At 64.5% G+C, this 24,391-nt stretch carries 16 protein-coding genes; 13 read left to right on the top strand and 3 right to left on the bottom strand.

Going from position 1 to position 24,391, the window contains the following annotated elements:
- Positions 1-519 precede the first annotated feature (519 nt).
- On the top strand, positions 520-4,329 hold the full coding sequence (gene metH / locus ACZ5B4_RS10890; RefSeq protein ID WP_464911255.1) for a methionine synthase: 3,810 nt from the start codon (positions 520-522) through the stop codon (positions 4,327-4,329).
- A gap of 110 nt (positions 4,330-4,439) precedes the next feature.
- Here metH and tkt read toward each other — a convergent pair whose 3' ends face one another.
- Entirely contained in the window at positions 4,440-6,503 is a 2,064-nt protein-coding gene (tkt, locus tag ACZ5B4_RS10885) for a transketolase (RefSeq protein WP_464911254.1), read from the bottom strand.
- A 484-nt stretch (positions 6,504-6,987) separates the two neighbouring features.
- Here tkt and ACZ5B4_RS10880 point away from each other — a divergent pair, with 484 nt between their 5' ends.
- Complete coding sequence (locus ACZ5B4_RS10880; RefSeq protein WP_464911253.1) at positions 6,988-8,001, top strand: sugar phosphate isomerase/epimerase family protein; 1,014 nt, start codon at positions 6,988-6,990, stop codon at positions 7,999-8,001.
- Positions 8,002-8,151: 150 nt separating this feature from the next.
- A complete protein-coding gene (locus ACZ5B4_RS10875; protein WP_464911252.1) occupies positions 8,152-8,784 on the top strand; it encodes a histidine phosphatase family protein in 633 nt (210 codons plus the stop codon).
- 9 nt (positions 8,785-8,793) lie between these two features.
- Here the strand turns inward: ACZ5B4_RS10875 and ACZ5B4_RS10870 are convergent, their stop codons facing one another.
- A complete protein-coding gene (locus ACZ5B4_RS10870; protein WP_464911251.1) occupies positions 8,794-9,567 on the bottom strand; it encodes a hypothetical protein in 774 nt (257 codons plus the stop codon).
- 27 nt (positions 9,568-9,594) lie between these two features.
- On the bottom strand, positions 9,595-10,755 hold the full coding sequence (gene metK / locus ACZ5B4_RS10865) for a methionine adenosyltransferase (protein ID WP_464911250.1): 1,161 nt from the start codon (positions 10,753-10,755) through the stop codon (positions 9,595-9,597).
- A gap of 668 nt (positions 10,756-11,423) precedes the next feature.
- On the opposite strand from metK, the gene ACZ5B4_RS10860 reads away from it, so the two are divergent.
- The 10 genes from ACZ5B4_RS10860 (at position 11,424) to ACZ5B4_RS10815 (ending at position 24,368) form a co-directional block, all read left to right on the top strand.
- Positions 11,424-12,269: a sugar phosphate isomerase/epimerase family protein gene (locus ACZ5B4_RS10860; protein WP_464911249.1), complete on the top strand. Its 846-nt coding sequence runs from the start codon at positions 11,424-11,426 to the stop codon at positions 12,267-12,269.
- Between the two features lie 50 nt (positions 12,270-12,319).
- The gene (gene ruvA, locus ACZ5B4_RS10855) at positions 12,320-12,943 is read left to right on the top strand and encodes a Holliday junction branch migration protein RuvA (RefSeq protein ID WP_464911248.1); all 624 of its coding nucleotides are present in this window, start codon (positions 12,320-12,322) and stop codon (positions 12,941-12,943) included.
- Between the two features lie 43 nt (positions 12,944-12,986).
- Positions 12,987-14,036, top strand: a complete 1,050-nt coding sequence (locus tag ACZ5B4_RS10850; protein WP_464911247.1) for a zinc ribbon domain-containing protein — start codon at positions 12,987-12,989, stop codon at positions 14,034-14,036.
- A gap of 74 nt (positions 14,037-14,110) precedes the next feature.
- Positions 14,111-15,481, top strand: coding sequence for a neutral/alkaline non-lysosomal ceramidase N-terminal domain-containing protein (locus ACZ5B4_RS10845; RefSeq protein ID WP_464911246.1), 1,371 nt, complete (start codon positions 14,111-14,113; stop codon positions 15,479-15,481).
- A gap of 188 nt (positions 15,482-15,669) precedes the next feature.
- Positions 15,670-16,338, top strand: a complete 669-nt coding sequence (locus ACZ5B4_RS10840) for an endonuclease III domain-containing protein (protein WP_464911245.1) — start codon at positions 15,670-15,672, stop codon at positions 16,336-16,338.
- Positions 16,339-16,373: 35 nt separating this feature from the next.
- Complete coding sequence (locus ACZ5B4_RS10835; RefSeq protein ID WP_464911244.1) at positions 16,374-17,744, top strand: replication-associated recombination protein A; 1,371 nt, start codon at positions 16,374-16,376, stop codon at positions 17,742-17,744.
- Positions 17,745-17,756: 12 nt separating this feature from the next.
- Positions 17,757-18,869 carry a hypothetical protein gene (locus ACZ5B4_RS10830; RefSeq protein ID WP_464911243.1) on the top strand — a complete coding sequence of 371 codons (1,113 nt, stop codon included), beginning with the start codon at positions 17,757-17,759 and terminating at the stop codon, positions 18,867-18,869.
- 164 nt (positions 18,870-19,033) lie between these two features.
- Positions 19,034-19,909, top strand: coding sequence for a DUF2231 domain-containing protein (locus tag ACZ5B4_RS10825; RefSeq protein ID WP_464911242.1), 876 nt, complete (start codon positions 19,034-19,036; stop codon positions 19,907-19,909).
- A gap of 341 nt (positions 19,910-20,250) precedes the next feature.
- Complete coding sequence (locus ACZ5B4_RS10820) at positions 20,251-22,563, top strand: beta-L-arabinofuranosidase domain-containing protein (protein ID WP_464911241.1); 2,313 nt, start codon at positions 20,251-20,253, stop codon at positions 22,561-22,563.
- A 287-nt stretch (positions 22,564-22,850) separates the two neighbouring features.
- Positions 22,851-24,368 (top strand): sulfatase family protein, encoded by a 1,518-nt coding sequence (locus ACZ5B4_RS10815; protein WP_464911240.1) that lies wholly within the window; start codon positions 22,851-22,853, stop codon positions 24,366-24,368.
- The last annotated feature ends 23 nt before the right edge of the window (positions 24,369-24,391 follow it).

The raw sequence follows: 24,391 nt of genomic DNA, 5'->3' as shown, positions 1-24,391 counted from the left end.
GACCGTTTTCGTAAAGGACCGAGCCGCAATCGCGTCAGAATAGCTTCGGTTGTGCGAGGCCGGTTCGCGGCGCCGGCAGGGATCCCGGCCGCGATGTAGCGTGGCTCTCCATGGCGCCGGCCGTGGACGGGCGGTTTCCGCCGCGCGCTACCCCGAGAGGGAGTCGCTCCGTGCCGTCGGATGGCGCGTATCAATCGGGGGACGCAAGCCGTTGGTGTCTCCACGGCGGATATTTACCGGATCCTTATCGATCCTTATCGGACGGATCCTTATCGGAGGGCCGCTCCGCGTCCCGCGTGACGCTCCCCGCGAAGGTGCTTAGCGCGCCCTATGGATCTCCCGCGGTTTCGTGGTTTCGGCGCCGCCCGAGCCTAGGGCCTTCTTCGGGCCGCAAACCGTTTGCCCCCCCGGCTTATATAATGAAAGATTGTCCAGGGGTTTTTGCGAGGCCCGAGTTTTCCGGCGCCCGCGGTCGCAAGCGCGGCCTACCCTGGGTTCGGCGAAAAGGAAGAATAAGGCATGGCGTCCACGCAGTCGGCGGATCCCGCTGAACGATCGCAACCCCGACCCTTGTTTTCCGCATTGCCGTCGGTAGGCGCGGACCACCCGTTGCACGCCCTATTGCGGCGGAGGATCGCCGTCCTCGACGGCGCGATGGGGACCGAGATTCAGCGTTTGGGTTTGGATGAGGAGGCGTTCCGGGGGATCGGGGCCGCCGTCGGTCGCCCCGGCGGCTGTTCGTGCCCTGCTCATGTCGCACCGGCGGACTTGCGGGATCACGGGAGGCCTCTCAAGGGTTGCAACGACTTGCTTTGCCTGACGCAGCCGGACGCCATCGCGGAGATTCACGCGGCCTACCTGCGGGCGGGGGCCGATATCCTCTCCACCAACACCTTCAACGCCAACCGCATCTCCTTGGCCGATTACGGGCTGAGCGACCGCGTACGGGAAATCAATCTGGCGGCGGTATGTTGCGCCAAACGGGCCATCCAATCCGCGGGCGGCGACGGCGATCACCCCGGCCCGCGGTTCATCGCCGGTTCCCTCGGTCCCACCAACCGCACGGCCTCGCTTTCGCCCGACGTCAATCGGCCCGGTTATCGGGCGGTGACGTTCGACGATCTCCGGGCGGCCTACTACGAACAGGCGGAGGCCTTGTTGGACGGCGGCGTGGACGCCCTGCTTTTCGAGACGGTGTTCGACACCTTGAATTTGAAGGCGGCCCTCTTCGCCGTGGAAGAGCTTTTCGAACGTCGCGGCCGGGCCGTGCCGGTGATGGTATCCGGCACGATTGTGGATCGCAGCGGACGCACGCTCTCGGGCCAAACCTTGGAAGCCTTTTGGATCTCCATCGCCCATGCCCGGCTCTTCAGCGTGGGGATCAACTGCTCGCTGGGCGCGTCGATGATGCGGCCCTTCGTGGAGGAGCTTGCCCGTCTGGCCCCCGTCTGGACGAGCTGTTACCCGAACGCGGGACTGCCCAACGAATTCGGCGGCTACGACGAAACGCCGGAACAGACCGCTTCCGTGCTGGGGGAGTTCGCGGCCCAGGGTTGGTTGAACTTGGTGGGCGGCTGTTGCGGAACGACGCCGGAACACATCCGCGCGATCGCCGAGGCGGTGGCCGACAAACCGCCGCGGACCCCGCCGGAGCCTTCGACCCTGACTTCGCTGGCCGGCCTGGAACCGCTGGTGCTGCGGCCGGGGGGCAACTTCACCCTGATCGGCGAGCGGACGAACGTGGCCGGATCGCGCAAGTTCGCGCGATTGATCCGCGAAGGCCGGTACGACGAGGCCGTCGCCGTGGCGAGGCAACAGGTGGAGGCGGGGGCCAACATCCTGGACGTGAACATGGACGACGCCCTTTTGGACGGCGAATCGGCCATGACGGAGTTCCTCAATCGGATCGCCGCCGAGCCGGACATCGCCCGCGTCCCCGTCATGATCGACAGCTCGAAATGGTCGATTCTGGAGGCGGGGTTGAAGTGCCTCCAAGGCAAGGCGATCGTCAATTCGATCAGTCTCAAGGAGGGCGAGGAGACCTTTCTCCGCCAGGCCCGCCTCGTCCGCCGGTACGGCGCGGCGGTGATCGTGATGATGTTCGATGAGGAGGGCCAGGCCGTCACGGTGGAACACAAGGTCCGCATCGCCCGCAGGGCGTACGAACTGCTGACGCAGCGGGCGGGCTTTCCTCCGCACGACATCATTTTCGACGCCAACATCCTCACCATCGGAACCGGCATCGAAGAGCACAATCGCTACGCCGTCAACTTCATCGAGGCGGTACGCCGAATCAAGGAGCTTTGCCCGGGCGCCAAAACCTCCGGCGGCGTGAGCAATCTTTCCTTCGCATTCCGCTCCAACGAGACGGTCCGCCGAGCCATGCATGCGGCCTTTTTGTATCACGCCATTCAGGCGGGCCTGGACATGGCCATCGTCAACGCCGGCCAGTTGGACGTGTACGAGGATATCGACCCCGAACTCCGCGAACACGTGGAAGACGTGATCTTCGACCGCCGGCCGGACGCCACCGAGCGGCTGATCGCCCTGGCGGCGCGGCTGGAGCCGGACAAGGACTCCGCCGCAACCCACCGGACTCTGTGGCGGGAAGCACCCGTGGAAGAGCGGCTCCGCCACGCCTTGGTCCACGGCATCGACGAATTCATCGAGCAGGACGTGGAAGAAGTCCGCGGGCGCTTGCCGTCGTGCCTGGCCGTCATCGAAGGTCCGCTGATGGACGGCATGAAGATCGTGGGCGACTTGTTCGGCGAAGGCAAAATGTTCCTACCCCAGGTGGTCAAGTCGGCCCGCGTGATGAAGAAGGCGGTGGCTTATTTGACGCCGTACATGGAGGCCGAGAAGCAGGCCGGCGGGACCTCCCACCGCGGCACCATCGTGTTGGCGACCGTGAAAGGCGACGTCCACGACATCGGCAAGAACATCGTGGGCATCGTGCTGGCCTGCAACAACTTTCGCATCGTCGATTTGGGCGTGATGGTTCCCTGCGAGACCATCCTCGATACCGCGGTTCGCGAGGGTGCCGATATCGTGGGGCTTTCGGGTTTGATCACGCCGAGCTTGGAGGAAATGGTCCACGTCGCCAAGGAGATGCGGCGCCGCGGCATGAAGGTCCCCCTGCTCATCGGCGGGGCAACCACCAGCGCCAAGCACACCGCCGTCAAAATCGCACCCGAATATGACGGCGTGACCGTCCACGTGCCGGACGCTTCGCGGAGCGTCTCCGTGGTGGAGCGGCTGATGAGCCCGGGCGATCGCGAGGCCTTCGCGGCCGACGTCCGCCGGGAGCAGGAAAAAACGGCGAAGAGCTACGCCGACCGCAGGGCCGCCAATCTGATTCCCTACGCGGAAGCCGTCGCCAAGCGATTCACCTGCGATTGGGCGAACGTGGAAATCGCCCAGCCGTCCTTTTTGGGCGTGAAAACGATCGAGATCACTCCGGCGGAGTTGGAGGAGTACATCGACTGGACGCCCCTCTTCATCGCTTGGGAACTGCCCGGCACGTTCCCTCGCATCTTCGACGATCCGAAACTTGGTTCGCAGGCCAAGGCCCTGTGGGACGATGCCCGGCGGATGCTCCGCCGAATCATCGACGAGCGGATGTTTCGTCCGCGGGGCGCATACGGCTTTTGGCCGGCGAATTCCCAGGGCGACGATATTCTGCTCTTCACCGACGAATCGCGGAGGGAGGCGGCGGCGCGGGTATTCACGTTGCGGCAGCAGTGGCAGCGTCGCGGTCAGGAGTGCTACTACGCCTTGGCCGACTTCGTGGCCCCGGTCGAAAGCGGCCGACGCGATTACTTGGGCGCCTTTGCCGTGACCGCCGGTCCGGAGGCGGCGGAATGGGCGCGGCGGTTCGAGGAACGGTGCGACGACTATGCGGCCATCATGATCAAGGCCCTGGCGGATCGCTTGGCTGAGGCCTTCGCCGAGCGATTGCACGAGATCGCACGACGCGATTGGGGGTACGGCCGGGAGGAGCGTCTCTCGCGGCAAGACCTGATCAAGGAGCGTTACCGCGGCATCCGGCCGGCGCCCGGCTATCCCGCCTGCCCCGATCACACGGAAAAGAAGACGCTCTTCCGCTTGCTGGAGGTCACGGAGCGGACGGGCATCCGCCTGACGGAAAGCTTGGCCATGGACCCGCCCGCCTCCGTCTGCGGTTGGTATTTCTCGCATCCGCAAGCCCGCTACTTCGCCGTGGATCGCATTCAGCGGGACCAAGTGGAGGCGTATGCGCGGCGCAAGGGCCTGCCGGTGCGAGAGGTGGAGCGGTGGCTGGCCCCGAACCTGGCCTACGATCCCGACTGACCGCGGCGACGGTTCGTCGCGACACGTCGGTCAAGGCCGTACGCGGCTTTCGTCCCCGTCGTGGCGACCCAGGGGCTTGAGTTCGGAGCGGGAAGGCCGACGGCCGCGGTTCACCCGGACGCCAAGATTCGTTTGGCCTGAGCGGCGACGTTTTCCGCCGTCAAGCCGAAGTGTTTCATGAGCACGCCGGCCGGGGCGGAGGCTCCGAAGCCGTTCATGCCCACGAAAACGCCGCGCGGGCCGAGGTACTTGTGCCAGCCCAGCTCGCCGGCGGCCTCCACGGCCACGCGGCGATCGACGCGCGGCGGCAGCACGGCCTCGCGATAATCCTGGGGCTGCATGTCGAAGAGTTCCCAACTGGGCATACTGACGACTCGGGCGGCCACGCCGTCTGCGGCCAGCAATTCCCGAGCGGCCAAGCAAACGTGGACCTCGCTGCCGGTACCGATGAGGATGACGTCGGGTCGGCCTCCTTCCGCCTCGCGGAGGATGTACGCCCCCCGGCGCAGCCCTTCCGCGGAAGCATAGATCGAGCGGTCCAGCGTGGGAAGGTTCTGCCTGGTGAGTACGAGGGCCGTGGGCCGATCTTTCAAACTCAAGGCCGCGCGGTACGCCTCGGCGGTTTCGTTGGCGTCGGCCGGGCGGATGACCACCAGGTTGGGAATCGCCCGTAACGCCGCCAAGTGCTCCACCGGTTGATGCGTGGGCCCGTCCTCGCCGACGCCGATGGAATCGTGCGTGAAAATGTACAGGATCGGCAATTCCATCAAGGCGGCTAGCCGCATCGCGGGCCGCATGTAGTCGCTGAACACGAAGAACGTACCCGTGTACGGCCGCAAGCCGCTCAACGCCATTCCGTTGGCCGCCGCTCCCATGGCATGTTCGCGGATGCCGAAGTGGAAGTTTCTTCCGCCGGGGGTTTCGCGGGAGAAGTGCCCCGCTCCGTCGAAGCTCAGCAACGTATTGTTGGACGGCGCGAGGTCGGCGGAACCGCCGAGCAGCCACGGCACGCGCTTGGCGACGCCTTGCAAGACCTCGCCCGACGACGCTCGGGAGGCAAGGCCCTTCGCGTCGGCCGGAAAGTCGGGAATCTCCGCATCCCAATCGGGCGGCAATTCCCCGGCGAAAATTCGCCGTAACTCTTCCGCCTCCCGCGGATGACGTTCGGCATAGGATTGCAACAACGACTCCCATCGTTTTCGCAAGGCCGGTCCTCGCGTGCCCACGCCTTGGCGAAAGTGCTCGGCGACCTCGGACGGGACCAGGAACCGGGCATCCTCGGGCCAACCGTAGGCCTGCTTGGTCAGCCGCACTTCCTCTTCACCCAACGGCGCGCCGTGCGCATCGTGCGTGTTCTGCTTGTTCGGAGATCCCCACGCAATCACACTTTTGACCACGATCAGCGCGGGATGCTCGCCGGCCGGGTCATGTGCCGCGATCGCCCGCCGCAGCGCCGCCAAGTCGTTGACGTCATCCACCGCAAGGACGTGCCAACCGTAGGCGCGGAACCGGGCGGCCACGTCTTCGCTGAACGCCAAGGAGGTGTGCCCCTCGATCGTGATGCCGTTGTCGTCGTAGATCCAGCACAGATTTCCGAGCTTAAGGTGGCCGGCCAGCGAGGCGGCCTCCCCGCTTACGCCCTCCATCAAGTCACCGTCGCTGCACAGGGCGTACACGTTGTAATCGAAGAGGGGAAAGTCGGGTCGGTTGTAGCGCGCGGCCAGCCAGCGCGAGGCGATGGCCATGCCCACGCTCGCGGCCACGCCTTGCCCGAGGGGACCGGTGGTGACCTCGACCCCGCTGGTATGGCGGTACTCGGGGTGGCCGGGGCAGCGGCTGCCCAACTGGCGGAACTGCTGAATGTGTTCGAGGGGAACGGCCAATTCGTCGGTCGCCTTGCCGTCAGGCCCCAGTTGACGCACGCCGGCCAAATGCAGCGCCGAATACAACAGCATCGAAGCGTGCCCGCACGAGAGAACGAACCGGTCGCGGTTGGGCCAGTCGGGCCGCAGCGGATCGTAGCGCAGGACCTCTTGATAGAGCAGATAGACGACGGGGGCCAATGCCATGGGCGTGCCGGGGTGTCCGCTCTTGGCCGCCTGCACGGCGTCCATGGACAGCGTACGGATGGTGTCGATGGCCAAGCGTTCGATGGATGCGGCTGTCGTGCTCACGTTTTCCCCCGGAATCTTGTGGTTTGCAATTTGGATCGCGACCCCTCCCGCGGTCCCTCGCTTTTCGCCGAAGACGACATAGCCCCGGTGTTCGCCCGCCCGAGAAAGAACGATCGCGGGAGGACTTCTGCGTGCGTTCTCTTGCGTTGGGCGTCCGGCACGGGATGACGAGGGCAAAATGCGCGGAAAATTCAATTTAGAAGTCGGTTTTCCGCCCGTCAACGCACCCCGACGGCCGGTTGCGTTCGATTCGCCGTCCGTTCCTGCCGCCCCCGGGGGCGTTCTCGGCGAGCGCGGCGACTCGGTGTGCGGAGGCGGCAATCCGACCTTCCGGCAGGCGCAAGGTGTGCGGCTACAGATCCGGGGGACCGCGGCGGGCGGAGGGGGCTGTTGCTCCGCGGCGCGGTGTCGGGCAAAATGGATTCCGCCGTGTGATTGCGCAAGGCACGAATCGCTGACTCTCAATCAAGCAAGGAGTTATGACATGGCGCGACCCGTCACGATGTTCACTGGGCAGTGGGCCGACCTCCCCTTGGAAACCTTGCTCGGCAAGGTCAAGGAATTCGGTTATGACGGTGTGGAATTGGCCTGTTGGGGCGACCATTTCGAGGTGCAAAAGGCCCTGGAGGACGACGGCTATTGCGCGGCGAAACGGGCTCTGCTGCAAAAGTACGGGATGCAAGTCTTCGCCGTCAGCAACCACCTGGTGGGTCAGGCGGTCCTGGACATCATCGACCAACGGCACCAAGCGATTCTTCCTCCACACGTCTGGGGCGACGGTGACCCTGCCGGCGTGAATCAACGGGCGGCCGATGAGCTGAAGGACACGGCGCGGGCGGCGCAGAAGCTCGGCGTCTCCATCGTGAACGGCTTCACCGGCTCCAGCATTTGGCACCTGTTGTATTCCTTCCCGCCGGTCTCGCCCCAGATGATCGAGGACGGCTTCCATCTCCTGGCCGAACGGTTCATCCCCATTCTGGATGTGTTTTCCGAATGCGGCGTGAAGTTCGCCTTGGAGGTTCACCCCACGGAAATCGCGTTCGACCTTTACACGGCGGAGCGAGCCTTGGAGGCCCTGAAGTACCACGAGGCCTTCGGTTTCAATTTCGACCCCAGCCACCTCATTTGGCAGGGCGTCAATCCGGCCCAGTTCATCCGCCACTTCCCGGACCGCATCTTCCACGTTCACATGAAGGACGCGATCGTCAAATTGGACGGGAAGGCGGGCATCTTGGCCAGCCACCTCAACTTCGGCGATTGGCGACGCGGCTGGGATTTCCGCTCGCTGGGCCGCGGCAGCGTGGACTTCGAGGAGATCATGCGGGCGCTGAACGACATCGGCTACGACGGCCCGCTCTCCGTGGAGTGGGAAGACAGCGGCATGGATCGCGAACACGGGGCCAAGGAGGCCTGCGAGTTCGTGAGAAAGATGGACTTCCGCCGCAGCGAGCGGGCATTCGACTCGGCCTTCGATAAAGAGGAGCAGACCAAGGCCTGAATCTCGTCCGCGACGGAAGCGACGGCGTATGGATGAAACGGCGCGACACGGTCGTTCCTGCCGAGCGGCCGTGTCGTTTTTGTGCGCCCCGCGGCGGTCGCCGCGACGTCGGCCGTGCGTTCGGGAGGGATGCGCTTACGCGGAGGAGGCATGATACTCTATTGCGTTCGGCACGGGGAAAGCACGTACAACTCCGAGGGGCGCGTGCAGGGACAATCCGACGTTCCCCTTTCTCCGCTGGGGCTGCGGCAAGGGGCCGCCGTGGCGGAAACGCTTCGCGCGAAGGGGATCGAGGCCGTCTTCACGAGTCCCCTGCGCCGGGCCTACCAAACCGCCGAACTGGTGGCGGCGGCTGCGCGCTGCCCCATCTTCGTGGAGGACGACCTGAAGGAAATCCACGCCGGGATATTCCAGGACCAATTGCGGCGCGATTTGGAGGCTGCTTGGCCCGACGAGTATCGCCGCTGGATCGGGGGCGACATGGACTATGCGATACCGGGCGGGGAATCGCGGCGCCAACTGGCCGAACGCGGAACCGCGGCCCTGCGACGGATCGCGGCGCAACCTTACCAAAGGGCGGCCGTGATCGCCCACGGAAGGCTGTTCGTCGTCTCCTTTTCCGCTTTGATGCCGCACGAGGCGCATCGCATCCCGCGGGCATTACAGAACGCTTCGATCACCACACTGGAGGCCGATGCCGCGACCGGCGAATTCCGCCTTTTGAGCGTGAATCAGACGGACCATCTGCAATCGGTGGGGCTGACCGGTTGCGGCGACCTTTGATAGCGCGGGTCATTCGCGCGGCGAGGATTGCGCCACCGTCAAGATCACGACTTCGCCGGGTTCTTCGAGCGGCGAGGTAAGCCGCACCTCCAACCGCGCGCCGAAGCCCCAAACCCGCGAGACCTTGACCTTGCCGTCCGGTCCCTCGATGATCTGAGCCTCTACCGCAGGAGGGCGGTCGAACGCCGGGCAAAACGGCAGGTGCACCGTCTGGTAAGTTTGCCCCGGCAAAAACTCCAATCGATGCCACACCGAGAGAACGTCGCTGCCGTCCGGCAGACGCTGCCGCGTCCACTTTTGGGACACATCGGGCGGCGGCAAGTCGTCGGCCTCCTCCTCTTCCTCCTCTTCGTCTTCCAATTCTTCTTCCGGTTCTTCTTCTTGCTCTTCTTCCTCTTCTTCTTCCGCTGTTGCCTGCCCAGGTGGGTGAGGTGACGATGCTTCCGCTTCTTCGCCGCGGCGGGCTTCGTCCACGCCGACCTGGCCGCCGGACCGGCAACCGTCGCCGCCGTTCGATTTAGGAGATCCGACGCCGCCGCAAGGCCGATCGCGTCGCCGAGCCGCTTGCCGCCAGGCGATTCCGGCGAGAAGGACGGCCGCGAGCAACCCGCCGAACGCGAGGAACGTCGGGAGCATGGCCGACATGGGCGGCTGGAGCACGAGCGCGCTACGCCACACCAGGATCACCGCAGCCGCGGCCATCCAAAAAACGATGCTGAATACGAAGACTCCCCGAGCGCGAAAACGTTCCCAGCCGCCGAGTAGCTGCGATCGGTCGGCCATGAGCCGCGCCCTTCCAAGATCGGGGCGTCAACGGACGGCCATGCGACCGGCCGCTTCCTGCAATTCCGCCGCGCGATGGGTGCTTTCCCAGACGAACTCCTTCTCGCTTCGTCCGAAGTGTCCGCCCGAGGCCGTCTTGCGATAGATCGGCCGCAACAGGTCCAAATAGCGGATGATCCCCCGAGGCGTCAGCGGGAACAGGTCACGGATGCATTGGCAAAGGCGTTCGTCGGGGACTTCGCCGGTGCCTTCGGTATCGACGTAGATGCTGACGGGGTCGGCAACTCCGATGGCGTAGGCCAATTGGACTTCGCAGCGTTTGGCCAGCCCGGCGGCCACGATGTTTTTGGCCACGTGCCGCGCCATATAGGCGGCGCTGCGATCAACTTTGGTGGGGTCCTTTCCGCTGAAAGCCCCGCCGCCGTGTCTGGCCCAGCCGCCGTAGGTATCGACGATGATTTTGCGGCCGGTCAGTCCGGTGTCGCCGTGGGGACCGCCGGTCACGAAACGCCCGGTGGGATTGACGAAAAATTTGATGTCGCCGTTGACGAGATCCGGCGGGAGGACGGGCCTGACCGCCTCCTCGATCACGAACTCCTTGATCTGCCGCTGCTCGACCTCGGCGGCATGCTGCGTGGATACGACGACGGTGTCGATGCGGACCGGTTGGGCGCCGTCAAACTCGACGGTCACTTGGCTCTTGCTGTCCGGCCGCAACCAATCCACCTTGCCGGCCTGACGCAGTTCCGTCAGTCGGTTGAGGATGCGGTGCGATAGGGCGATGGGAAGAGGCATCAGCTCCGGGGTGTGATCGATCGCGTAGCCGAACATGAGGCCCTGGTCGCCGGCGCCCTCGCGGTCCACGCCCATGGCGATGTCCGGGCTTTGACGACGGAGAGAGACGAGCACGGCGCAGGTCTCGTAGTTGAAGCCCATGGCGTCGCTGTCGTAGCCCACCTCACGGATCACGTCGCGGACCACGTCCGCGTAGTTGACGGCGGCCTTGGTGGTGATTTCGCCGGCCACCACGGCCATGCCCGTCGCGACCAGGGTCTCGCAAGCGACGCGGCTGGCGGGATCTTCGGCGAGCAAAGCGTCGAGGATGCCGTCGGAAATCCGGTCGGCCAACTTATCCGGATGCCCCATACTTACCGATTCGCTTGTAAATAGATACTTACCCTGCGCCACGGAGCCGTCCTCCAGAAAAAGACCAAGTGTCGGGATGCCTCGGGGAAAATGCCGTGATATCGGCGAAAGCCGGGGCAGGGGGCGCTCGCCCGACCTTTGCGCCGACGATACGCCCGCCCGTGTCAAACCCCTGATTATAGGTTCCGCCGGTGAACTTGGGCAAGCCGCAGCGGACCCGCGACCGGCACGAACACGAGCTCCGGCTCCCTGACGTTGCTCCGGGAGGGCCGCCGCGGTCCACGCTTCCAGTTTACGGCGCTTGCGGCCGTGCCGCGCGGACGGGGAACTGCCCGCGTGAGCCGGTGGTGGACTCGTTGGCTGCCTCGCCGCCCGGCCGTTCGACGGCCAGGCGCGTCTGCGGAATGATCTGAGCCGCCGGTGCGACGTTTCGGTCGGTCGCCGAATGAGCAATGAGCGAGGAGACGATTTCACCCCGATCCGGGGACACGCCGGCCGCTTGAACTCCGTGCTCGGGGCGGCTATCTTGAACCCGTCTTGATGGTGAACGTGGTTGCGCGATCGGAACGGGGCGTCTTTTGCCGCGTTGCCGGCGGGTTTCCGGTTCTCGGCGGGTTGCTTAGCGTCCATCGCGGCGGCCGGGCCGATGCGGACTTGGGTGGGAAGATAAAATCGCAATCGTTTCGTCTAATGAAAAAGGGAGGTGGATCGTGGAAAAGTGGCCCGTGGGAGTGTTCGCCAGCATCGATGCCGGGTTGGGGGTAAAGCCGGAAGTTGCCCGTGAGTTGGGCGTGCCGACGGTCCATTTGCACACGCCCCATAAGCCCTCCCGCACGGAGGAGAACGCCAAGCGGTTTTCGTCGAAGCTGCGGGAGTTCGGCCTGCGGATCACGGTGGTCTTTGCCGGATTTGAAGGCGAGAGCTATGCGGACATTCCGACCGTCGCCAAGACGGTGGGGCTTGTGCCGCCGGAGACCCGCGAGGCACGCAAGCAAGAACTCAAGGAAATCGCGGACTTCGCCAAGCTGTTGGGAGTGGATGCGGTGGGGTTGCACGTGGGATTCATTCCGCACGATCCCGCCGACTCGACTTATCGAGAGGTATTGGCCGCCGTGCGCGAGGTCTGCGACCACTGTCGCGGTAACGGGCAGCGGATTCACCTGGAAACCGGGCAGGAATCGGCCGACGCGCTGCTGCAATTCCTACGCGACGTGGATCGGGACAATCTGTTCGTGAACTTCGACCCGGCCAACATGATTTTGTACGGATCGGGCGAACCGCTTCCCGCCTTGCGGAAGGTGGGAGCCTATGTGCGGAGCGTCCACTGCAAGGACGCCAAATGGGCGGCTCGGCCGGGCGAGGAGTGGGGCGCGGAAGTCCCCTTCGGCACCGGCGACGTCAACGCCGAGGCGTTTTTGCGAACGCTGGCGGAGATCGGTTACGACGGCCCCCTGACTATCGAACGGGAAATCCCCCAGGAGCCGGAGCGCCAAAAGGCCGAGATCGGTCAGGCGGTGCGCGTGATCGAGGATCTGAAACGGAAGATCCTGGGCTGAGGGCCGAGGATCGCTCGCGGCGGGGTGTACACGGAGGAGCCGATCGCAAGGTGATTACACGGATTCAAGGCAAGCTGACCCGGTTGGAGGGTGAAGCCGCCTACCTGGAAAGCGGCGATTTCGAATATGAAGTGCTGGTGCCGGAATACACGCGCCGGCAGCTCCAACATCAATTGGATCGCACGATCCGGCTGTTTACGATCCAGTTTTTCGAGGGTCAGGCCAATCAAGGCCGGCTGACGCCGCGCCTGGTGGGTTTTTCCTGCGAGGTGGAGCGCGAATTCTTCGAGCTGCTGTGTTCCGTGGACGGGATGGGCATGAAGAAGGCCCTCCGCGCCATGGGCCGTCCGGTCAGCGAAATCGCCGCGGCCATCGAGCAACAGGACGTCAAGTCGGTTTCGAGCCTGCCGGGAATCGGTCCGGCGACGGCCGAGCGGATCATCGCCAAGCTGCGTCGCAAGATGCCGAAGTTCGCCCTGATGGTGACGCGAGAGGAGGCGGCGGCCGAGGTGACGCCGGACGTCGTGGAAGAGACGTTTGCGTTCTTGGTCAAGATCGGGCACCCCGAGGCAGAGGCGCGGAAGCTACTCAACACGGCGCTGGCGGAGAAGAAGTCTTACCCCGACTTCGAGTCCCTGATTCATGCCATCTATCAAAAGCAGAAAACGGCCTGACGGACGGGCGTCGGCCGGCGGATCGGCCGATCCGAGAGCCGCCGTGACGCTCGACCGGGCCGCCGTGCCCCCGGCCGGTGAGCCTTGCGCCCATTGCGGCACGCCCTTGGACGCCGCGGATCGGTTCTGTCCGGTGTGCGGCGGGCGGCATGCCGCAGCGGAACCTCCGTCCACCCAGGTCGCGCACAGTTTTCGTTGCAGCAATTGCGGCGCGGAGATTCGCGTGGAGGCGGACAAGCGCAGCTATGTTTGTCCGTTTTGCGACTCCACGTATGTGATCGAGTTCTCGCCCGATCAAACGCGCCGCCAAAAGCCCGAATTCGTCATCCCCTTCGCCGTCACGCGGGAGCAGGCCCGGAAGCTGTTGACGTCCGCCTTGCAGAAGCGGGCCGGTTTCCGTTCGAACGATCTGCGATTCTCGCTCCCCGCCGCCGAGATTCGCGGCGTCTACGTTCCGGTGTGGTCGTTTTCCGTGTTTGCCGAGAGCGACTGGTCGGCCGTCATCGGCGAATACTGGTACCGTACCGAGACGTATACCACCATGGAAAACGGCAAACCCGTCACGCGGACCCGGCAGGTCCGAGAAACCGAGTGGTGGCCGCTGGCGGGACGTTTTCACCAATACTTGAGCGGGTACCTGGTGTCGGGAAGCCGCGGTGTTCCCCAAGAGCAGTTGGACGCCTTGCAACCCTTTCACACGACGGCCATGCGCCGGTATGCACCGACCTACCTGGCGGGCTGGGAGTGCGAGGAATACACCGTGGACGCAGCGGCCGCTTTGGAGGCCTGCCAGCGGCAATTCGCCGCCAGGCAGTTTCGCGACGTCGGGGCCTTCATGCCGGGCGATGCCTGCCGCGATTTGCAAGTGCAAACGCGCTTTCGCGATGAGGCCTCGGATTTGATCCTCGTGCCCGTCTATTTCATCCGCTTCCAATATGCCGGAAAATCCTATCGGCTGCTGATGAACGGCCAGACGGGCAAAATCGTCGGCAAAATGCCCGCCTATTGGGGTAGTTTGGTGGGCATGGGCGTCCTGATCGGGTTGGCCGTCGTGATCTTGGCGGGGCTGGTCTTGTGGCTGTTTGGGAGGTGATGTCTCCAAGCGGGCACGATCGCGGCCGGAGACGGCGGGTTGCTTGGACCGAATCTCGTGGAGGATATCTTCGCATGTCTCGCTACCGCTTCCTCGTCGGGCTCGTCGTCCTCTGCACGGCGGGCGGCGGCTTCGCGCATACCGTATGGGCCGAGGCTCCGGCCTGGAAGGCGGGCGTTGCGCGGTCGATCATCACGCCGGACGAGCCGTTGTGGTTGGCCGGTTATGCAGCGCGGCAACGCCCCGCCGAAGGCAAGATGCACGACCTGTGGCTGAAGGCCTTGGCGTTGGAGGCGGCCGACGGCCGACGCGCCGTGCTGATGACCGCGGACGTACTCGGTTTTCCCCGAGCCTCGGCGGAGCGGATCTGTGCGGAACTGCGAGAAAGGCACGGCCTGGGGCGCGATCAAATCATGCTGACGGCCAGTCATACGCACAGCGGTCCGGTGCTGGAAAGCGCCTTGTACGACATTTACCCGCTGGATGACGCGCAACGCGAGGCGATCTCCCGCTACACGAGGCGATTGGAGGCGATTGCGGTGGAGACGGCCGGTCGGGCGTTGCAAGCCCTCCAGCCGGCCGCGCTCGCCGTCTTCGAGGGCACGGCCGATTTCGCCGTCAACCGCCGCAACAATCGCGAGGCCGACGTGCCCGCCCTCCGGGCCGGCGGAACGCCTCTTCCGGGGCCGGTCAATCATCGCGTACCGGGCCTGATCGTCCGCGATTCCGGGGACGAGCCGATCGCCCTCGTTTTCGGCTATGCCTGCCATGCCACGGTGTTGGACGGTTATCAATGGTCGGGCGATTACCCGGGTTTCGCTCAATTGGAGCTGGAAGCGGCGAATCCGGGCATGACGGCCATGTTCTTCGCCGGCTGCGGGGCCGACCAAAACCCCATTCCCCGGCGTTCCCAAGAATTGTGCGAGAAGTACGGCAAGCAATTGGCCGCCGCGGTGATGGACGCGATCGCCCGACCCACGCGGACGCCGGAGCCGACCTTGAAGACGGCCTTCTCCATTTTGGACCTTCAGTACGAACAACCCGACGAGGCGACCTTGCGTCAGACGGCCGCCGGCACGGGTTACACGGCCCGATGGGCGCAGCGCTTGCTAGCCGAGAAGGAGAACGGCGTCTCTTGGCCGGGATCGTATCCCTATCCGATCCAGGTCTGGCGGCTGGGGGCCGATCAATACTGGGTCGCCTTGGGCGGCGAGGTCGTCGTCGACTACGTGAATCGGTTGCAGGAACGCCTATCGCCCGGCGTTTGGGTCGCCGGCTATGCCAACGACGTGATGGCCTACATTCCCTCGCGCCGCGTGTGGGAGGAAGGAGGCTACGAAGCGGGGGCGTTTGCCGTGTACGGATTGCCTGCCGTGCGTTGGCAGCCGGAGATCGAGGATCGCATCCTGGCGGAGGTACAACGGCTGACGGATGCCGTGCGCTGAACGTGGCGAGATTCCTCCACCCAGGGCGGGCGCCCGAGGCACGTGCCGCCCCTTGCGTCGCCTCGCATTGCGCACTTGCGAGGCAACGAGTTGCCGGCGCAACCCAGCCGCGGCCGCAAACGGGCGCTGCCTGTATCGCTCCTCCAGGTCCGTGAATTCATTTTACGCGGTTTGATCGCGAAGCATCCATGAGCGCACCCTTGCGGGAAATATATCGGCGGCTATACGAGCATTTCGGGCCGCAGCACTGGTGGCCGGCCGACACACCCTTCGAGGTGCTGGTTGGAGCGGTCCTGGTGCAGAATACGGCCTGGAGCAATGTCGAAAAGGTGATGGCGGCTCTCCGCGAGGAAGGCATCCGCGACGTCGCGGCACTGGACCGTCTGGCCGAGGAGGAGTTGCACGAGTTGATTCGGCCCGTGGGATACTACCGCATCAAGGCACGGCGGCTGAAGAACCTCTTGTCTTACGTATTGCGATGCCACGGCGGGTCGCTCGACTCCATGTTTCAAACGCCGCGCGACCGCCTGCGCCGGGAATTGCTGGAGATCAACGGCATCGGGCCGGAAACAGCGGACTCGATTCTGCTCTACGCGGGCAACCTGCCGACCTTCGTGGTGGACGCCTACACCCTGCGGATCTTCGCGCGGCACGGCTGGGTGGAATGGGATGCCGATTATCATCGACTGAAAAGCCTGTTCGAAGACGCTTTGGAAGCCGACGCGGCGCTTTACAATGAATATCATGCCCTCCTGGTTCGGCTGGGCAAGGACTATTGCAACAAGCGTCGACCGAAATGCCAAGGCTGCCCGCTCGAAGACCTCCTCCCGGAAGGCGGTCCGGCGGATGCGGCGTAATCAGGTCGCAGACGGACGGGAAAAGATATCCAGCCATGTCGTTATTCGAGGCGGAAGAGGAGGCTCATCGCCGGGCGGCGCAACCCTTGGCCGCCCGCATGAGACCCCGAACCTTGGCCGAATTCGTCGGGCAAGAGCACTTCTTGGGCGAAGGAAAGCCGCTTCGGCGACTGTTGCGGGCGGATCGACTGGGATCGGTGATCTTTTACGGCCCACCGGGGACGGGCAAAACCACGCTCGCCCGGCTCTTGGCCGGCGAAACCAAAAGCGCTTTCCGACAAGTCAGCGCCGTCATCGGCGGGGTCAAGGAGCTGCGCGAGGTCATCGACGAGGCCCGGCGTCGCCTTGAAGTCGAGGGCCGGCGAACGCTCCTCTTCATCGACGAAATCCATCGCTTCAACCGCGCTCAGCAGGAGGTCCTCCTCCCGCACGTGGAAGAGGGCGTCATCGTCTTGGTGGGAGCCACCACCGAGAATCCCTTCTTCACCGTGACCAGCGCCCTGGTCAGCCGCAGCCGCGTCTTCCAGTTTCAGCCTCTTTCGCCGCAGCACATTCGGGAGCTGCTTTTGCGCGCGTTGGTCGATAAGGAGCGGGGGCTGGGGAACTATCAGGTGGAACTTGCCGAGGACGCGCTCGACTTCCTGGCGCGGGCCAGCGACGGCGACGCGCGGCGCGCCCTCTCCGCCCTGGAGGTCGGCGTCCTCTCGGCGGAGCACTTCCCGCTCCGGTTCACGCGGGCCTTGGCCGAGGAATCGCTCCAACGCAAGGCCGCCGTATACGATCGCACCGGGGACGCGCATTACGACACGATCAGCGCTCTCATCAAGAGCATCCGCGGCAGTGACCCGGATGCGGCCGTCTATTGGCTGGCCAAAATGCTGGAGGCGGGCGAGGACATCCGCTTCATCGCCCGGCGCCTGGTGATTTTGGCCAGCGAGGACGTGGGCAACGCCGACCCCGCGGCGCTGCCGCTGGCCATGGCGACGGCCCAGGCCTGCGAATACGTGGGAATGCCCGAGTGCCGGCTCAATTTGGCCCAGACCGTCATTTACTTGGCCTGCGCTCCCAAGTCCAACGCCGTCATCGCAGCCGTCGATACCGCCATCGCCGACGTTCGCGAGGACCGTACGGTGCCGGTGCCGGTCCACCTGCGCGATGCGCATTACGCGGGCGCCGAGCGGCTGGGCCACGGCAAAGGATATCAGTACGCCCACCATGAGCCGGACGGGATCGCCGCGCAGGACTACTTGGGTGTGGAAAAGGAGTATTACCGGCCGAGCGAGCGGGGCTTTGAGCAGGAATTGTCATGCAGGCTCCGCGTGATTCGGGAAAAGCTCCGACGCGGTCGCGCGACCGCGGGCGACGGTAACGGATCTCCGGAAGGCGGCCGGTCTCCGCAGGCGTGAAGGAGTTTTGCCATGTCATGGTTGTCATCGTGGATCCGTGCGGATGCTGAGAAATTGACGCGCCGGCTGGTCCGGAGCGCGGCGGTACTGGCAGCCTGCGCCCTTTGCGGCGGGATCGAGGACTCCGGTCTTGGCACCCGCTTCGCGATGGCCCAGCGTCAGCCCCGGGTGCAGTTGGAGATCGCCGTCGATCCGCGATTGCCGCCCACCACGCAGCAGGAATGGATGCGGCGTTTGGCGGCGGCGGGAATCGAGCGGATGCGGCTTCGTACGGGCTTGCCCGATGAGCGACCCGAGATTCGCGCTCTGGGCGGCGATCCGCCGGACTACGCGGTCCGCGCGATCATCAATTCCGCCAACGAACTTTTGGTGCCGGGCGAGCGGTTCCGTGCCGCCGAGGCCGAGCAGCTCAAGAAGTGGCTGGACGATCTGCTGGAACAGGGGCCGCCCGATTCGCGACCGCAACGAACGCCGCTCGGCATCGATATCATCCGCTTTCAGGCGATCCACCAGGACTTGGTCCGGCCGGTGACGTTTTCCACCGTGAATCGCCCCCGGAGCGAGGTTTTTTCGGCCCTGGTGAAGATGACGAAGTTTGCGGTCATCACCGATCCGGTCGTCAGGAACAAGCTCGGCGAGGACCCCGTGACGGCGGAATTGCAGGGATTCGCCTTGGGAACGGCCGTCGCCTACATTCTGCGCTCCAAGGGTTTGGCGCTGGTTCCCCGCGCCGATGCCGCGGCGACGACGCTGGTCGTCTTGCCGTCGCGTAAAGGCATGGCCGCCTGGCCGGTCGGTTGGCCGCCCGAAGGCCCCGAGACGGAATCGCAGCCCAAACTCTTGGAGTTCCTGACGGTGGACATCACGAATAGCCCCATCTCGGAAGTGGTGCAGGCGGTCTCTCAGCGGATCGACTTGCCCTACCTGTGGGACGATGTGGCGCTGGCGCGGTTCGGGCTTCGTCCCGAGGAATTGCTGGTGAATGTACCCCAAACCAAGACGACGCATTATCGTCTATTGAAACAGACGCTTTTTCAGGCCAAACTAAGGGGCGAAATTCGGCTGGATGAAGCCGGTCGCGCGTTTCTTTGGATTACGAGCCGGACGCCGCTGGATACGAATTAGGCGTTGTGAAGGATGTTCATCGCCGGAGTCGTCGGTCCCTCGCGAGACCGAGAAGAGAGCGGATGCCCGGCAGGCGAGCGGCGACGTAGCCGGCGTTCACCGCGGCCGATCGTTCATGTTGCGACGGGTTCTCTATTCTGTTTGAAGCAAAGGGAGGTCTGCACATGTCCTTATTTGCCTCCGGTTGGTTGCCCCCGGCCCCGCCGACACCTCCGCCGCCTGAGGGCTATCACGTTCTGCTGATCCATTTTCCGATCGCGCTGCTCTTGGTTGCGCCGCTCTTCATCTTTCTGGGAGCGATCGTTGCCGCGCGATGGCAGGGCTTCGCCGTGGTCGCCGCTTTATTGATGATTTTGGGGACGGCCGGCACTTGGGTGGCCGTTTCCACGGGAGAAACCGCTCGAGATGTCATCGAGGAAGCTTCCGATGAGGCCTTGGAGGTGCTGGAAGATCACGAAGAGCTGGGAGAAGTGACGCGAAACGTCTATACCGGTTTGACGGCGGCCTACGTGATCTTCGTGTTCCTCACGCTGGTTTGGAGTCCCATCTCCAAGGCGGCGATCCGCATTCCGCTGGGATTGATTTTCCTTGTCCTCTCCGCGGGAGCGGCTTTGTACTTGTCCGGTACCGCGCACTTGGGCGGTCGCCTGGTGCACGAGTACGGCATTCGGGCGACGCTGGCGGAAACCGCCGCGCCCAAGTCGGGCGGCGCCGCCGACGAAACGGAGGCGGAGGCTGCCGAGGAGCAAGGGGAAGAGCAAGCAGCTTCGACCGGGGAGTCAGCCGACCAAGAGCCGGCCGGATCGACGGAGGAAAAGGCCGAGGATGCCGCCGCCGATGAGGCCGCGGAACAAGCCGCTCCGGAAACGGAAGACAAACCGGCGGAGTCGGCCGAGGAAGGCCCCACGCCGCCCGCCGCGGAGCAACCGAGCGAGGCGAGCATGGAACCGCCCGCCGAGACGCCGTCTTCCGACGAGCCGGCGGAGGAGAAACCCGCCGCACCGCAACCCCAGGAGACGTCTTCCGGCGATGCGACGTGAATGGATCCTGCCCTGCCGCCGGGGGGATGCGAGCGGCTTGAAGGACGTTCGATTGCGGTCGCTGGAGGCGTTTGAATCACGTCTCACGCGACCTTCGATCTCGCCCTGGTACCTCCAATGCGATCCGACCGGCCGGTCGATGTTGCGTCGCTCGGTGTGCGCGAGCTGTGCATCCGGGAGCGGATCGGCGCCCGCCCGGAGGCGGTTCGCTCACTACGGTGGATGATAAGAAGATTTCCAATAGAAAGGCGACTGCTGTGAAAGCATGGTCTGCGATTTTCGGCATAGGGATCGCATGGTGGGCGGCGTCGGCTCTAGGCGAGCCTCTGGACGCCTCGCGTATGCCGGTGAAGGTGGCACCGGCGGCGCCTCCGCGCGCAAGGCCCTTCTGTCTGCACGACGTCAGAGTGATCGGCGGCCCCTTCAAACAGGGTCAGGACATCGCCGTCGCATGGCTGCTCAGCCTGGAGCCGGATCGGTTCTTGGCGAATTTTCGCAAGGAAGCCGGGCTACAGCCGAAGGCCCCCCATTACGGGGGATGGGAGAGCCAAACGATATCCGGCCATTCCGCGGGACATTACCTGAGCGCTTGCTCTCTCGCTTGGGCATCGACCGGCAATCCGGAGTTCCGCCGCCGAGCCGACTATATGGTGGCGGAGCTGGCCGCATGCCAAGAAGCCGGCGGCGACGGCTATCTCGCCGCCTTCCCCAACGGCCGCCGCGTATTTGCCGAAATCGCCGCCGGGAACATCCGCTCTTCCGGCTTCGATCTCAACGGTTTGTGGGTACCCAACTACACGCTGCACAAGCTCTTGGCCGGGCTCCGTGATGCCTACCGCTTGGCCGGCAATGCCCAGGCCTTGGAAGTCGCACGGGGTTTGGCCGACTGGTACGAGCGGGTGTTCGCCAATCTGTCCGACGAACAGATGCAAAAGGTGCTGGCCTGCGAACACGGCGGCATCAACGAGACGTTCGCCGACCTCTACGCCGACACGGGCGACGAGCGCTATTTGCGATTGTCGCGGCGTTTTCATCATCGCGCGATCCTCGAGCCTCTGGCGCAGGGCGTGGACATCCTTCCCGGCAAACATGCCAACACGCAGATCCCCAAACTCATCGGCCTGGCGGCCCGGTACGAGCTTGCGGGCGATCCCCAGGATCGGGCGGCCGCCGCCTTTTTCTGGGACCGCGTGGTGAACCACCACAGCTACATCACGGGCGGGCATTGCGATTATGAGCACTTCGGCCCTCCGGATCGACTGAACGACCGCCTCTCCACCAACACCACCGAGACGTGCAACGTTTACAACATGCTCAAACTGACGCGCTATGTGTTCGGCTGGAATCCGGACGCTCGCACGGCCGACTTCTACGAGCGGGCCCTTTTGAATCACATCCGTTCGACGCAGCACCCGGACGGCCGCGTTATTTACAACCTCTCGCTCAAGCCCGGCCATCACAAAGAGTATCAGCCGCTGCACGACGCTTGGACGTGCTGCATGGGTACGGGCATGGAGAATCACGTCCGCTACGGGGATTTCATCTACTTTCACGACGAATCGGGCTTGTGGGTGAATCTGTACATCCCTTCGGAATTGCAGTGGCGAGACCTCGGCATCCGGGTGCGATTGGATACCGACTGGCCGTACGGCGATACGGCCGCGCTGACGTTGGAATGCGAGCAGCCGCGGGAATGGACGTTGCGTTTGCGTCATCCTCACTGGGCGGAGCAGGGGATCTCCGCGCGGGTCCGCTCGGTCGAGGCCGGAGAAGCGGCCGAAACGTACCGGCGAGACGGGGATGCGGCCCCCGGTTACTTGGAAATCACCCGGGTCTGGCGGTCGGGCGACCGCGTGGAAATCCGCTTTCCCATGTCGCTACGCACCGAATCGATGCCCGACAACCCCGACCGGATCGGCATTTTTTACGGTCCCACGTTGCTGGCGGCCGACCTGGGGCCGGTGAACAACCCCGACGCCGACAAGCCCGGCTTCGTCCCCGTTTTGGTGACCGACCGGCGACCGGTAAGTGCATGGGTGAAACCTGTTGCGGTCTCCGAGCTAAGTTTTCGAACGGAAGGGGTGGGCCGGCCGCGTGACGTCGCCTTGACGCCGTTCTTCAGCCTCCACGATCGACGCTACACGGTGTTTCTGGATCTGTACACCGAAGAAGACTGGGCGAAAAAGCAGGCCGAGATTCGCGCCGCGGAGCTGCGCGAGGCCGAATTGGCCGCACGCACCGTGGATGTCTTGCGGATCGGCGAGATGCAGCCCGAACGCGACCACAACCTGCAAGGCGAGCGAACCGGCGCCGGCGAGGCCTTCGGCCGGAAGTGGCGGCACGCGACGGACGGCGGTTGGTTCTCGTTCCAGATGCGGGTGGATCCCGATCAGCCGGTGGAATTGATCTGCACCTATTGGGGAAGCGACGGCGGCGGCCATCGCGAATTCGATATTCTCGTGGACGGCGTCTCGATCGCCTCGCAGAAGCTCGAAAACAACGCGCCCAACCGATTTTTCGACGCGGTTTATCCCATTCCCCCGGAATTGACCCGCGGCAAATCCCAAGTCACGGTTCGATTCCAAGCCCATCCCGGCAAATGGGCGGGGGGCGTTTTCGGCGTAAGGACCGTGCGGGCGAAAAGTCCGCAGTAGGGGGCGGTCTCGCGGATGATTGCGTAGCTCCCGGCCACGACGGAACGCAGCCCTCCGGACCGTCGCGGACCGTAGCCGGAAGGCCTGCTTGATCGAGGCTCGCTGCCGTTGGAGTTACGGAATTGTGGATGCCGCCGCGGGCCGCCGCTACACTGATATCCGCGGATGGGATCAGCGGCAGGAGTCTGGCGAGCGTGGCTCGCTTCGGGCGGACGGCTTCGACGATCGCCGTTCATCCTGCTTTTTCGCGCCGACATCGTTTCCGTCTCGACAGGGGAGGTATTCACGTGCGTAACTTCATGTTCGGTTTCGCGCTTTTGGCGGCGGTCGTGGCGGTCGTTCGGGATCCGGCTCCCGCTCGGGCCGCCGACCGGCCCAATGTGCTGTGGATCTGTTCCGACGATCACGCAGCTTACGTGACGGGGTGCTACGGAAACAGGATCGTCCGCACGCCCAATATCGACCGTTTGGCGGCGGAAGGCGTGCGATTCGCCCGGGCGTTCTGCAACGCCCCGATTTGTACCGCTTCGCGGCAATCGTTCATCACGGGCCGATATCCGCGCACCGTCGGGGTAACCTTATTGAAAAGCCCTCTGCCGCAAAGCGAGGTCACCCTGGCCGAGATGCTGAAGGAGGCCGGCTACGTCACCGCCTCTTATGGCAAGATGCACTTCAATAGCGGCCTAAAGCACGGCTTCGATGAACGCTTGGACATGCCGGACTGGCAGCAATGGCGCCGCCGGCAACCGCAACGCCCGTTGCCCGAAGGCGTGGAGGTCCTGCCGCCGTGGAAGCCGTTCCAGGATCCCGCCCGCATCTGGTTGAACAGCATGTGCGCACCCTTTGCGGCGTGGGATAGCGATATGGCGGGGACGTTTTTCGCCCAAAAAGGCGCGGAATTCCTAGCCCAAAAGCACGAGCAGCCGTTCTTCCTGATGGTCAGTTTTTACGAGCCGCACTCCCCGTTCCACTTCCCCGTGGAGTATCGCGGACGCCATCGCCCTGAAGAATTCACCGTGCCCGAGGTCGGTCCCGAAGACGAGGACCAGATTCCCGACATCTTCCGCAATCTGACCGACGACGAAAAGCGCGGTATCAACGCGGCCTACTACACCTCGGTGGAGTTCATGGACAAGAACGTGGGTTTGGTGCTGACGGCCTTGCGGCAGGCGGGATTGGAGGATGACACGCTGGTCATTTACACGGGCGACCATGGGTACATGTTGGGCCACCACGGCCGATTCGAGAAGCATTGCAGCTACGATCCGGCGGTCTCGGCCCCCTTGATCCTCCGCTATCCGCCGCGGTTTCCCAAGGGCCGCGTCGTCCACGCCCTCACCGAGTTCGTGGACATCGTGCCCACCGTGTTGGAGGTCTGCGGCCTGCCGGTCCCGGATCGCGTTCAAGGGCGGAGTTTGCTGCCAGTCGCCGATGGCCGAACCGAAGAGCATCGGGACCATGTGATCGTGGAGTACGCCCACAACGACGAAATCATGATTCGCGACGCTCGCTACAAGCTGGTGTACCAACGCGGAAAACGCGTCCGCGACGACGGCTACGACCCCAAGCGTCCGCTGCCGGGACCGACCTTCAAGTTCTTCGATTTGCAGGAGGACCCGGGTGAGTTCCGCAACCTCGTCGCCGCCCCGGAGCATCGAGAACGCATTGCGAGTTTCCAACGCTTGTTGGCGGAGCACATCCGCAAGACGCAGCGGCTGCCGGGCATCTTGCCGGAGACGGAGGATCCGGACGCGATACTGGAGGCGGGCGTGCAGCCGCATGACGTGCAAAGCGCCGACGAGTAACCGCCCCGATTCACCGCCGGCCG

It is taken from the genome of Thermogutta hypogea (genome assembly GCF_055386265.1).
Note: the sequence above shows the minus strand (reverse complement) of the source record. Positions and strands in the feature narration are given on the sequence as shown.

Excerpts from the sequence above, each read along its gene's own strand:
- ACZ5B4_RS10825 (WP_464911242.1), top strand. The coding sequence starts at position 19,034 with ATGTCCTTATTTGCCTCCGGTTGGTTGCCCCCGGCCCCGCCGACACCT.
- metH (WP_464911255.1), top strand. The coding sequence starts at position 520 with ATGGCGTCCACGCAGTCGGCGGATCCCGCTGAACGATCGCAACCCCGA.
- ACZ5B4_RS10845 (WP_464911246.1), top strand. The coding sequence starts at position 14,111 with ATGTCTCGCTACCGCTTCCTCGTCGGGCTCGTCGTCCTCTGCACGGCG.
- ACZ5B4_RS10880 (WP_464911253.1), top strand. The coding sequence starts at position 6,988 with ATGGCGCGACCCGTCACGATGTTCACTGGGCAGTGGGCCGACCTCCCC.
- ACZ5B4_RS10875 (WP_464911252.1), top strand. The coding sequence starts at position 8,152 with ATGATACTCTATTGCGTTCGGCACGGGGAAAGCACGTACAACTCCGAG.
- ACZ5B4_RS10840 (WP_464911245.1), top strand. The coding sequence starts at position 15,670 with ATGAGCGCACCCTTGCGGGAAATATATCGGCGGCTATACGAGCATTTC.
- ACZ5B4_RS10870 (WP_464911251.1), bottom strand. The coding sequence starts at position 9,567 with ATGGCCGACCGATCGCAGCTACTCGGCGGCTGGGAACGTTTTCGCGCT.
- ACZ5B4_RS10835 (WP_464911244.1), top strand. The coding sequence starts at position 16,374 with ATGTCGTTATTCGAGGCGGAAGAGGAGGCTCATCGCCGGGCGGCGCAA.
- ACZ5B4_RS10820 (WP_464911241.1), top strand. The coding sequence starts at position 20,251 with ATGCCGGTGAAGGTGGCACCGGCGGCGCCTCCGCGCGCAAGGCCCTTC.
- ACZ5B4_RS10830 (WP_464911243.1), top strand. The coding sequence starts at position 17,757 with ATGTCATGGTTGTCATCGTGGATCCGTGCGGATGCTGAGAAATTGACG.